This window comes from Streptomyces sp. NPDC005551 (genome assembly GCF_042871785.1).
GTDB lineage: Bacteria > Actinomycetota > Actinomycetes > Streptomycetales > Streptomycetaceae > Streptomyces.
Genome location: NZ_JBIAJE010000001.1, coordinates 216,409 through 229,171 on the forward strand (window position 1 = coordinate 216,409; position 12,763 = coordinate 229,171).

A 12,763-nucleotide genomic window follows, 5' to 3' on the forward strand; every position below is an offset into this window, starting at 1 on the left:
TCGATTCCATCAAGCGTGTGGAGATCATGGGGGTGATTCAGGAGCGGTTCGGGACGGTGTCGTCGGCCGGTCCTGAGCAGTTGGCGGAGCTGCGGACGCTGGGCGACATCGTCGACTTCGTCGCGGGTGCGGCGGGTGCCTCCGCTCCGGCTCCCGTCTCGACTCCGGCCGTTGCGCCTGCTGTTGCTTCTGCCGCGGTACCGGTGGGTGTGGACGCGGCGACGGTGCAGTCGGTGTTGCTGGAGGTGGTGGCTCAGAAGACGGGTTATCCGGCTGAGATGTTGGAGCTGGACATGGGGGTGGAGTCGGATCTGGGGATCGATTCCATCAAGCGTGTGGAGATCATGGGGGTGATTCAGGAGCGGTTCGGGACGGTGTCGTCGGCCGGTCCTGAGCAGTTGGCGGAGCTGCGGACACTGGGCGACATCGTCGACTTCGTCGCCGGAGTCCGTACGCCCGGTGGCCGGGAGAAGTCGAGCGCCGGCGCCACCACCCCCGAGGACCCGCCGCCGGAACAGTCCCGGTCCGTCTCCCCGCAGGCGTCCGAGAAGGCCACCCGTATCGGCCGCGCGCACGCCTCCCTCATCACTCTCCCCGCACCCGATCCGCTGCTCGACGCCTGTCCCGCCCACCACGGCGCCCTCGTCGTGGACGACGGCTCGGACCTGGCCGCACAGATCGCCGACCGGCTCACCGCCACCGGCCGCCGGGTGCACGTCCTGCGTCTTCCCGGAGTCCCGTCGCGGTCGGCCGGTGTGCACGACCACGCACTCTCGGGCTGGGGCACGACGGAACTGGCGGCCGAGACCGAGGCGGTCTTCACCGACCCGATCGGCCTGGTCGTCGACGTGACGGCACGCCCCGACACCGACTGGCCCGACGGGGTGCGCAGGCTGGCGCACTCACTGCTGCTGGCGCGGCACGTCGTCCGCCCGCTGACCGCCATGGCGGCGCACGGCCGTGCGGCGTTCATCGCCGTGACCCGGCTCGACGGGGCATTCGGCCTCACCGGTGTCGCCGAGGAGACCGCCCCCGCCGGAGGTGTCGCGGGGCTCCTGAAGACCCTGGCCCTCGAAGCGCCCGAGCTGTTCTGCCGGTCCGTGGACCTCGCGCCCGGGATCGACGCCGCCGAGGCGGCCGCCCTGGTACTGGACGAGGCCGCTGACTCGGCCGTCGAACCCGTGCAGGTGGGCCACGACGGGACCCGCAGGGTGGGACTGGCCCTGGCCGGGGAGCCGCTCGCGGCCTCCGCCGCGGACACCGGCCCGCTCACCGGTGACGACGTGCTGGTCGTCACGGGCGGCGCCCGGGGCATCACGGCGAACTGCGTGATCGAGCTCGCCCGCAGGCACCGGCCGCGGCTCGTACTGCTGGGCCGCACCCCGCTCGAGGAGGAACCCGCCTGGGCGCACGGCCTCCCCGAGGAGAACCTGAAGGCGGCGGCTGCCGCGTCGCTGGCCGCGGCAGGTGAGAAACCGACGCCCCGACGGGTCGGACAGCTCGCCGCGGCCGTGGTGGGCGCCCGGGAGATCCGCACGACGCTGGACGCCCTGCGGACGGCCGGCAGCCAGGCCGAGTACCTGTCGGTGGACATCACCGACCAGGCCGCGACCACGGCCGCGCTCGCACCGTACCGGGACGCGGTCACCGGCGTGGTGCACGGTGCCGGAGTCCTCGCCGACCAGATGATCGCCCAGAAGAAGGCCTCCGAGATCGAGCGGGTCTTCGCCCCGAAGCTGACCGGCCTGCGGTGCGTCATGGCGGCCCTGGACGGCCGGGCACTGCGTCACGTGGTCCTGTTCTCCTCGGTCGCCGGCTTCTTCGGCAACCAGGGACAGTCGGACTACGCGATGGCCAACGAGGTCCTCAACGTCTGGGCGTCGTCCTGGCGGCGGAGGTTCCCGCAGACCAGGGTCACCTCCCTCAACTGGGGAGCCTGGGACAGCGGAATGGTCTCCCCGCAGATCAGGAAGGTGTTCGAGGAGCGGGGGATCGACCTCATCCAGGTCGCCGAGGGCGCCCGGCTGTTCGCCGACCAGTTCGCCCCCGAACGGGCCGGCGACGTGGTCACCGTGCTCGGCCCGACCACACCGCTGAGCAACCGGGACCGCTCCGGCCCGGCGGCCACGGGAACGGTCGTCCGGCGGCCCGCGGACCTGGCAGGAAGCCCCCTCGTCACCGATCACGTGATCGACTCGGTGCCGGTGCTCCCCGCGGCCGTGGCCATGGGATGGGCCCTCGGCGCCGTGGAACACGCCGACGGCCGGCGAGCCGTACGGCTGCGCGACTTCACCGTGCACAAGGGCATCGTCTTCGACGGCACGGAGCCCGCCGAGTGCCGGGTGTCGATGAGCCCGGCCGACGGCGAGGTGAAGGTCGCCATCCGGTCGGTGACCGACGGAGCCGTACGACCGCACTACGCGGCCACGGTCGTCACCGGCGCACTGCCGCCGGCCGATCGGGCGACCGGACTGCCCGCGACGGGCACCGGAAGCGACGCCGGCGGCTTCTACAGCGACGGCACCCTCTTCCACGGACCCGCGCTGCGTGGTCTGCGCCGGGTACTGGCCGACTCCGAGTCACGCCTGGTCCTGGAGTGCGAGGCCCCGTCGGTGGACGCCGGCAGCGGCTCGGCCGACTGGTACGCCGCCGGCTCCGCCGACCTGTTGCTCCAGGCGGCGCTCGTGTGGGTGCGCAGGTTCCGCGGCAGCGCCGGGCTGCCGCTCGCCGTGGGCGGAGTGGAATTGCACGGTCCGCTGGCTCCGGGCGAGGTGTTCCTCGTCCTGGTGGAGCCCGTACGGCACGGCGGCCCGGACTCCCGCCTGAACATCACCGCCTGTGCCCCCGACGGACAGGTCAAGGCCCGGTTCACGGACGTCTCCGTGGTCTCGGCCCCTCAGCTGGCGGCCAAGTTCACGGGCTGACGGATGACCCGCACCGGAAGCAGCGGGCGGGCGGCGGTTCGCCGCCGCCCGCTCCACAGGATCCCCCGCTTGGGAAGGGACCTCACCCTGTTATGAGCAGATACGCGATCGTCGGCATCTCCTGCCTGTTCCCCGGAGCCCGAACGCCCGAAGAGTTCCGGCAGAACCTCCGCAGTGGCACGGACAGCCGTCGGGAAGGAGGCGAAGAGGTCTTCGGAGCCGGGCCCGGTGAGCGTGACCTCGACCCCCGGCACCCCATCGGGTCCCGCCGGGGCGGGTTCATCACCGACTTCGAGTTCGACCCCGCCGGCTACCGGCTGGACCCCGGCTATCTCGCCGGGCTCGACCGGCTCTTCCACTGGTCGCTGCACGCCGCGGGGGAGGCCCTGCGCGACAGCGGGGCGGCCGGGCGACCCGAACTGCTGGCCAGGACCGGCCTCGTCATGGGCAACTACTCGTTCCCCACGAGCACCTCGGCACAGGTCAGCGTCCCGCTCGCCCAGGAGGCCGTACTGGCCGGGCTGCGCCGGGCCGGCCTGCCCGCGCTCGACGCCCTGCCCGGTGCCGTCAGCCTGGTCGACCGCGACGGCATCGTGCCGGAGAACCTCCGGGTCAGCGGGTCGCCCGCCGCGGTCGCCGCCGCGGCCCTCGGCCTGGGCGGCCCCCGGTACTGCCTGGACGCCGCCTGCTCCTCGGCGCTCTACGCCCTCAGCCTCGCCTGCGGCCATCTCGCCTCCGGACAGGCCGACATGGTGCTGGCCGGAGCCGTCTGCGCGCCGGACCCGACCCTGATCCACCTGTCCTTCTCCGACTTGCACGCCTACCCGGAGGACGGTTTCAGCCAGCCCTTCGACAGCCGCTCCGGAGGAATCGTCACCGGGCAGGGCGCGGGCATGATCGCCGTCAAACGGCTGGCGGACGCGGTGCGCGACAACGACCGCGTCTACGCCGTGGTGGACGGCATCGGCCTGTCCAACGACGGTGCCGGGCGCCACCCGCTGGTCCCTCGCAAGAGCGGCCAGCTGGACGCCCTTGCCCGCGCCTACGCCGACGCCGGCGTGGACCCCGCGGCCGTCCACTACCTGGAGTGCCACGCCACCGGAACGCCGATCGGGGACGCCACCGAGGCGGAGACGGTCGCCGAGTTCTTCGGCGCCCACGGCGACGTGCCCCTGCTCGGTTCGGTGAAGGGAAACATCGGTCACCTGCTGACCGTCGGCGGCCTGAGCAGTCTGCTCAAGGTCGTCCTGGCCATGGAGGACGGCACGATCCCGCCCACCATCGGCGTGGACATGCCGATCTCGTCCCCGGACGACCGGGTGGGTGCCGCCACCCTGGTCCGCGCCGCCCGCGCCTGGCCGGACTCTCCCGGACCACGCCGGGCAGCGGTCTCCGCCTTCGGATTCGGCGGGACCAACGCGCACGTGGTGCTCTCGGCGCCCACCACCGGCCCTGACGTCCCCGAGGAGCGGCCCGCCGCGCTGCCCCCGCTCGACGTCGTGGGACTCGGCGCGCACTTCGGCTCGCTGGACTCGCTGGACGCCTTCGAACGTGCGGTGTACGACGGGAAGCACGATCTGCGGCCACTGCCCGAGCGGCGCTGGCGAGGGCTCGACCGCACCGACGGGGGCACCCTCGAACAGGCCGGTCTCACCGGCCCGCCCCTCGGGGCGTTCGTCGACGGTGTCGAGGTCGACCCCGCCGACCTGCGTGTCCCGCCCGCGGACCTGCGCATCTACAACCCGCAGCACGCGCTGATGACGAAGGTCGCCGACGAGGCACTGCGCGACGCCGGATACCGGCTCGACACCGGACGGCGCGGCACCCCCGAACCCCGCCGCATCGCCGTCGTGGTGGTCACGGAGATCGAGCCGTACTCGCACGCCAGGCTCAGCCGCTTCGGTCTCGGGTCCTTCCTGCGAAGCGAGTTCGACAAGGCCGGCGTCCGGCTGACCGAGGAACAGCGCGCCGCGCTGAACGAGGTGGCCAGGGACGCGGTGGTGGACCCCATCGGGGCCAACGAGGTGCTCAGCTACATCGGCAACGTGATGGCGGGCCGGATCTCCTCCAGATGGAACCTCACCGGACCCTCCTTCACCCTCTCCGCCGAAGGCGCCGGCACCGCGGAGGCCCTGGACGTGGCCCGGCTCCTGCTGCTCGACCCGGACCTGGAAGCCGTACTGGTCGGCGGTGTCGACCTGGCGGGGTCCGCGGAGAACCTGCTGATTCAGCCCGCTCCCGGCACCGGGCCCGGCCTGACGTTCAACGAGGGCGAGCGTGGCCGCCGGATCGGAGAGGGCGCCGGCGCCCTGGTCGTCACCCGCCCGGACGCGGCCCCCGGCCGCGTGCACGCCCGTATCGACGCGGTGGCCGTACGTTACGCGGACGCCGCCGACGGCCTTCCCGACCGTGCGTCGGGTTCCGCGCTGGCACAGGCCGCGCGGGCGGCGCTGGACGCGGCCGGAGTCGCCGCCTCCGAGGTGGGGTACCTGGAGGCCCACGCGGGCGGCACGGAGGAGACGGACCGGACCGAGATCGCCGCGCTGGCCGAGGTCTACCCGGCCGGCGGCGCCACCGTGCTCGGCAGCGTCAAGACGCAGATCGGCGACGCCGGGTGCGCCGCCGGGATCGCCTCACTGATCAAGGCCGTGCTGTGCCTGCGGCACGCCTACCTGCCCGGCACACCCGGCTGGCGCCGCCCGGTCGAGGACCTCGCCGACGACTTCGCCGCGTCCGCGTTCCAGGTGCCGGAGACCTCCTTCCCCTGGCTGCGGGAACGCCCGGACAGCCGCCGCCGCGCCGGTGTCAGCATGCTGGGCACCGGGGGATCGCACGCCCATGTCGTGCTGTCCTCGGTGCCCGCCGCCGCTCGTCCCCGGCCGGTGGCCGACTGGCGCCGCGCCCATGGCCCCCTCCTGCTGCCGCTCGGTGCCGACACCGTCGACGGGCTGGTGGCGGAGCTCGAACGGCACCGCGCTCTGCTGGCGAACGGCGCGGAACCGTCCGCGCTCGCGCGTGCGGCGGCACCTGAACTCGGCAGCAGGCGCCTGCGCGTGGTCCTCGTCGGCCGGAACCGCGAGGCGCTGGAACGCCAGCTGGAACTCGCGGCAAAGGCACTGCCCGCCGCCCAAGCGGAGGGCAAGGACTGGAGCACTCCCGCCGGTTCGTACTTCACCCCCAGCCCGATCGGGCCCGAGGGGCGGGTGGCCCTGGTGTATCCGGGAGCCTTCAACACCTACCCCGGCCTCGGTGCGGGACTGTTCAGGACGTTCCCCGGCCTGCTCGACCGCTTCGAGCAGCAGGCGTCGGAACCCGCCCGGATGCTGCGGGCGGCCCAGCTCTATCCCCGCGGCATCGAGGTCCCCGACCGCCGCGAGGCGATGCGGCGGGAGGAACGCCTCGCCGACGACATCCCCTTCATGCTCGCCACGGGAACCAGCTTCGCCATCCTCTACACCGAGCTGGTCCGTGAGGTCCTCGGGATCACCGCGCACGGCGCCTTCGGATACAGCCTCGGCGAGTCGAGCATGCTCTTCGCGACCGGGGGCTGGGACGCGCGCAGCCGCTCCGACTCGCTGATCACCGACAGTCCGGTCTTCCAGGACCGGCTGTGCGGACCACGCCGCACCGTACGGGAGCTGTGGAACCTGCCCCCGGAAACGGCCGACGCGGACGTGTGGTCCACCCATGTGCTGCTCTCGGCAGCCGGCCCGGTGCGCGAGGCGCTCACCCGCTACGACCGGGTCCACCTCACCCACGTGAACACCCCGAAGGAACTGGTGATCGGTGGCGACCCGGCACAGTGCCGGGCACTCATCGCGGAACTGGGCTGCTCCGCGGCCCGCTCGCCCGCCAACGTGGTCATGCACTGCCCGGTCGTGGACGCGGAGTTCGACGGCCTGGCCCGTCTCAACGACTACCCCACGGGCTCCTTCGGGAACCTGGAACTCCTCAGCGCCTTCGACTACGAGGCGCTGCCCGCCGAGCGGCTCGAGGACTCCCCGCAGCGCATCGCGCACACCCTCCGTTCCATGATCGACTTCCCGCGCCTGGTGCGGGCCGCCTACGACCGCGGCTACCGCTACTTCATCGAGGCGGGACCGGGCGCCACCTGTTCCCGCTGGATCCGGGACACCCTCGGGGAGGCTCCGCACGTAGCCGCCGGAGTCGACCGGCGAGGAGTGGCCCCGGCCACCTCGCTCGCCCACTTGGCGGCCCGGCTCGTCAGCCACGGGCTGCCGGTCGACCTCACGCCCGTGCTCGGCGCGGCCCCGGCCGCGGACGCGTCGGCGCCCGCCGCCCGCCGCCTCCCGCCGGTCCGCGTGGGCGGCGGTGAGCCCATCCCGGACCGCATCGCCCGCGAGGCCGCGCGGGCCGTGGCCGCCGCGCGGCCCGCCCCTGCCGCCACCGCCCCGCCGGAGACGCCCGCGGCCGGGCGCTCCGCTCCCGTCGTCATCCACCCGCCCGCTCCGCCGGAGGTGCCCGCTGCCATGCCCGCCGACCCCACGCTAGAGATGTCCGAGGCCATCACGTTCGACGAAGGCCCGGTGACGGCGCTTCCGTCGGGAACGGCAGCCCCGGCAGCCCAGGCGGCTCCGGTCGTCGAGCCCGCGGCCCCTCCGGCGCTGCCGGGGCCCGGCCGGGCCCCGGCCCCGGCCCCCGCCGCCGGCGCCGGCTCGGCGGCCGACCTGGTGCGGGATCTGCGCCGGGAGATCGTCGCCGCGCACGGGGTCGTGCTGGAGACCCACCGGGTGCTCCAGGCGGCCACCCTGCACCACACCGACGCGCTGCTGGACGCACCCGGGACCGCACCGGCGTCACCGCCCGTGCCGCCGGCCCCGCTGTCCGCGCCGCCCGCCCCGCTGCCGCCGTCGTCCGCGCACGCCGGACCCGCCCAGCCGCAGGCTCCCGCCGGAGAACCGGTTCCGCAGGCTCCCGCGCCCGCCGGGCCGCCGGTCCAGCAGGCCCCCGTCGCCGGGCCGCCCACGTCCTCTCCGGGTCCCGTACCCGGCGGGTCCGGTGGCCGCGTCATCTTCGACGAGGCCGACCTGCTGGAGTTCGCCACCGGCTCGGTGGCGAAGGCGTTCGGTCCCGCGTTCGCCGAGATCGACACCTACCGTGCCCGGGTACGGCTGCCCGCGCCCCCCTACCACTTCGTCACCCGGGTCACCGCACTCGACGCGCGTCCCGGTGTGCTCGAACCGGCCCGCATCACGACCGAGTACGACGTGCCGGAAGACGCCTGGTACGCCGTCGACGGCGGTGTGCCGCCGGCGGTGACCGTGGAGTCCGGTCAGTGCGACCTGCTGCTCGTCAGCTACCTGGGCATCGACTTCCGCAACAAGGGCGACCGCGTCTACCGGCTGCTCGACAGTTCGCTGATCTTCCACGGCGGGCTGCCCCGCACCGGGCAGACCCTCCGCTACGAGATCTCCATCGACCGGTTCGTCCACCAGGGCGAGACCACGATGTTCTTCTTCAGCTACCTCTGCTACGCCGACGGTGAGCTGATCCTCGAACTCAAGGACGGCTGCGCCGGCTTCTTCAGCCAGGAGGAGCTGAACACTCCGCTCGGCATCGTCATGACGGACGCGGAGCGCGCCCGGCGTGAGGCGCTGCCCAGGGGGACGTTCAAGCCGCTGGCCCGTGCCCGCAAGGACCACCTCGACGCGGCCGACCTGGAGCTGCTGGCCCAGGGACGCCCCGGTGAGGTCTTCGGCCCCGACCACGCGCAGGATCCCGGCCTCAACCCGGCACTGCGCCTGCCGGACGCGCGGCTGCGCATGGTGGACGAGGTCACCGTCGACCGCACCGGCGGGCCGCGCGGCCTCGGGCTGCTGCGCGCCGTCAAACGCCTGGAGCCGGACGCCTGGTACTTCGTCTGCCACTTCCCCGACGACCCGGTGCTCGCCGGCTCCCTGGTCGCCGAGGGTGCCGTGCAGCTGCTGCAGATCTACCTGATGCACCAGGGAATGCACCTGACCCTTCCGGACGCCCGTTTCCAGACGGTCACCGACCGCCGGATCGACGTGAAGGTGCGGGGTCAGATCACCCCGCGCGACACCGAGATCCGTTACGAGCTGGAGGTGACGGAGCTGACCCTGCTGCCCAGGCCCACCGTCGTCGCGGACGTCCTGGTGTACCTGGGCGACAAGCCGGTCGTCCGGATGGAGAACCTCGGTCTGCAGATCGTGGAGAAGCCGGGGACGCCGTACCGGCCGGAGGCCGGCGGTGTGCCGGCGTTCCTCGGACGCCGCAACCGCTCCGGCGAGGCGGCGATGATCAACGAGCTGCACCTGGCGCACGCCGCCAGCGGCCTGCTGGACATGGCGATGGGCCCCGAGTTCGAGATCTACCGCGACAGCCGGGCCCCCTACATCCCCAACGGCGACTTCCAGTTCGTCGACCGCGTCATGTCCCTCAGCGGCACCCGCGGCGATCTGAGCCCCGGCTCGGAGATGGTCACGGAGTACGACTCCCCGGACGACGCCTGGTACTACCGCGAGAACTCCTCGCCGTACATGCCCAACTTCGTGTACATGGAGTCCTCGCTCCAGGCCGCCATCTTCCTCGGCTACTACCTGGGCGCGACCCTGAGCCGTCCCGAGGAGCAGTACCGCATCCGCAACCTCGACGGCCGGGCCACCCTCGTCCGCGACATCGACCTGCGGGACAAGACGATCCGTCACCACTCGAAGCTGCTGAGCACCAGCGTGGTGGCCGGCGCGGTGCTGCAGAACTTCTCCTACGAACTGAGCGCCGACGGGGAGGTGTTCTACACCGGGGAGTCGCTGTTCGGCTACTTCAGCGACGCCGCCCTGGCCAACCAGGTGGGCCTCGACAGCGGCACCTACCGGGAACCCTGGATCGAGACCGAGAACCCCGACGCGCAGCGGGTCCGCCGGATCGAACTGCCCGACGGCGCACCCGCGTTCGGCGATCCGGCCGGCGGCGCACTGCACCTTCCCGCCGGCCGGTTCCACCTGGTCGACCGGGTCGACCTGGTCGAGGACGGAGGCCGGTACGGCGCCGGATACCTGCACGGCCACCGGAACATCGCCCCGGACGAGTGGTACTTCGACCGGCACTTCCACCGCGACCCCGTGATGCCGGGCTCGCTGGGCGTCGAGGCGGTGCTCCAGGCGATGCGCCTGTTCGTGCTGGAGCAGAACCTCGCCGACGGCATGACGCGGCCCCGCTTCGCCATGGCCACCGGGGTGGAGATGGCATGGAAGTACCGCGGACAGATCCTGCGCGACGACGACGAGCTCTTCTTCGACGTGCACATCAAGGAAGTGCGCAGGGAGGCGGACCGGCTGCTGCTGATCGCCGACGCGGACCTGTGGAAGACGCGCCTGCGCATCTACGAACTCACCGACGTGGCCATCGAAGTCCGCCCGGAAGCGGACTGACCACATGCACAGCCGAGGAGCCGAGTTGTCCACGAGCACCGCACATCACGCGATCCGCTGGTACGGCGAGGGGTACCCGAGCGTCGACTCCGCAGGAATCCACCAGGTCCTCAGCCAGCTGGAACAGCCCTGCTTCATCGTGTCCGGGCCGCAGGGCATCGGCGCGGTCTCGGGAGGCACGGCGGCCGCGGGCGGGGACGGACCCCCCGTGCTCGCCTCCGCCCCGGCCCTGCCGCCGCAACGGCTCGGTTCGGCGGCCTTCCGCGCCGCACACGGTGTGCGGCACGCCTACATGGCCGGGGCGATGGCGGGCGGCATAGCCTCCGTCGAACTCGTCACGGCCCTGGCCCGACAGGGCTTCCTGGCCTCGTTCGGAGCGGCGGGCCTGCTCCCCGGGGTCATCGAGAAGGCGCTCATCCGTTTCCGCCAGGAGATCCCCGGCCTGCCCTACGCCGTCAACCTGATCCACAGTCCCAGCGAGCAGCGGCTGGAACGCGACGCGGTCCAGCTGTTCCTGGACCACGGGGTCCGCTGCGTGGAGGCGTCCGCCTATCTCGACCTGACCGCGCACCTCGTGCGGTACCGGCTGGCCGGCCTGCGCAGCGGCCCCTCGGGTCAGGTGGTGGCGGAGAACCGGGTCATCGCCAAGGTCTCCCGGGCGGAGACGGCGGAACGCTTCATGCGCCCGGCGCCCGCCGCCCTGGTGGAGACGCTCCTCAGGGACGGTCTGATCACAGCGGAGCAGGCCCGCCTGGCCCATCTCGTACCGCTGGCCGACGACATCACCGCGGAGGCGGACTCCGGGGGGCACACGGACCGCCGGCCGCTCCCGGCACTCCTCCCGGTCATCCTGCGGATCCGCGACACGATCCAGCGGGAGCACCGCTACGCCAGTCCGGTCAGGGTGGGGGCGGCCGGTGGTCTCGGCACCCCGGCGGCGGTCGCCGGTGCCTTCGCCATGGGCGCCGCGTACGTGGTGACCGGCTCCGTCAACCAGTCCTGCCTGGAGTCCGGCACCTCCAGGGCGGCCCGTGAGGCGCTCGCCCAGGCGGACGTCACGGACTGTGTGATGGCGCCCGCGGCCGACATGTTCGAGATGGGCGTGGAACTCCAGGTGCTGCGCCGCGGCTCGATGTTCCCCATGCGCGCCTCGCAGCTGTACCGGCTCTACCAGACCTACGACGGCATCGAGGCGCTGCCCGAGACGGAACGCCGGCGGCTGGAGACCCAGATCTTCCAGCGCCCACTGGAAGACGTCTGGCAGGAGTGCGTCGAGTACTTCAGCCGCCGGGACCCCGACCAGCTGAGCCGGGCCGCGGACAACCCCAGGCGGCGGATGGCCCTGGTCTTCCGCTGGTACCTCGGGATGTCCTCCCGCTGGGCGGTGACGGGCCTGACCGAGCGCAGCGCCGACTTCCAGATCTGGTGCGGTCCCGCGATGGGCAGCTTCAACTCCTGGGTGTCCGGCAGCTACCTCAACACCCCCGACAACAGGACGGTCGCCGACGTCGCCCACCACCTCATGCGCGGAGCCGCCTTCCACACCCGGACCGCCCACCTGCGCACCGCGGGACTGACCCTCCCCTCCGCGGCGGCGGAGTACGTCCCGGTGCCGCTGGAGACGGCGGGCGCGACGGCGGTGCCCTCATGAGCGCCCTGACGCCGCAGGCGGTGGAGGACCTGCTCGGCGACCCCACCGACCCGGACAACCCGTACGGCTTCGCCGCCGCCGTGGCACGGGACGAGAACGACGCCGCCCCCGACGAGCTCTGCCGGAAACTGGTCTCGGCCGGTTTCCACCTGAACTACCTGCCCGAGTCCTGGGGCGGCGAGTTCCGCTCCTTCGACCGGAGCCTGACCCTGGTGCGTGCCGCCGCCCGCCGGGACGTGAACGTGATGCCGGGCACCATGTTCGGCATCATCGCCGCCACCTGCCTCCAGCTCCACGGCAGCGCCGGGCAGCGCAAGCGTGCCGCGGAGATCCTGACTCGCGGCGGGACGGTGGCCTTCGCTCTCACGGAGGCCTCGCACGGCAGCGACATCCTCGCCAACGAGGTCCGTCTCGCGCCGGACGGAACCCTGCACGGCGAGAAGTGGATGGTCGGCAACGGCATGCGGTGCGAAGCCGTCTACCTGGTGGCCCGCACCGGGGAGCGGGGGCCGGGCGCCTTCACCGCCTTCCTGCTGGACCTGGAACGCGTCGTGGGCGACGGCCTGGAACGCCGTCCGGCCGCCCGGACCAACGGCATGCGCGGCATCGACACCGCGCGGCTGTCCTTCACCGGCCTGCCCGTACCGGACGACGCCCGGGTGGGCAGGACCGGCGAAGGGCTGGAGATGGCCGTGCGCGCCCAGCAGGCCGTCCGGCTGATGAGCATGGCGGGCAGTCTCGGCTGTGCGGACACCGCTCTGCGGCTCACCCTCGAC

At 72.9% G+C, this 12,763-nt stretch carries 4 protein-coding genes and 1 pseudogene; 4 read left to right on the forward strand and 1 reads right to left on the reverse strand.

Annotated features, from left to right (window positions below; genetic code table 11):
- The 4 genes and pseudogenes from ACFYP4_RS00870 to ACFYP4_RS00885 all read left to right on the forward strand — a co-directional run.
- The coding region (locus ACFYP4_RS00870; protein ID WP_388781465.1) for an SDR family NAD(P)-dependent oxidoreductase at positions 1-2,924 on the forward strand (2,924 nt) is incomplete at its 5' end.
- A 92-nt stretch (positions 2,925-3,016) separates the two neighbouring features.
- Entirely contained in the window at positions 3,017-10,336 is a 7,320-nt protein-coding gene (locus ACFYP4_RS00875) for a beta-ketoacyl synthase N-terminal-like domain-containing protein (protein ID WP_388781468.1), read from the forward strand.
- 25 nt (positions 10,337-10,361) lie between these two features.
- Positions 10,362-11,987 carry a PfaD family polyunsaturated fatty acid/polyketide biosynthesis protein gene (locus ACFYP4_RS00880; protein ID WP_358855461.1) on the forward strand — a complete coding sequence of 542 codons (1,626 nt, stop codon included), beginning with the start codon at positions 10,362-10,364 and terminating at the stop codon, positions 11,985-11,987.
- A 257-nt stretch (positions 11,988-12,244) separates the two neighbouring features.
- Positions 12,245-12,559 (forward strand): annotated as a pseudogene (locus ACFYP4_RS00885) (acyl-CoA dehydrogenase family protein); the annotation flags it as partial.
- On the opposite strand, the gene ACFYP4_RS00890 reads toward ACFYP4_RS00885, so the two are convergent.
- On the reverse strand, positions 12,466-12,714 hold the full coding sequence (locus ACFYP4_RS00890; RefSeq protein WP_388782720.1) for a hypothetical protein: 249 nt from the start codon (positions 12,712-12,714) through the stop codon (positions 12,466-12,468). The pseudogene ACFYP4_RS00885 and the gene ACFYP4_RS00890 overlap by 94 nt on opposite strands.
- Between the last annotated feature and the right edge of the window lie 49 nt (positions 12,715-12,763).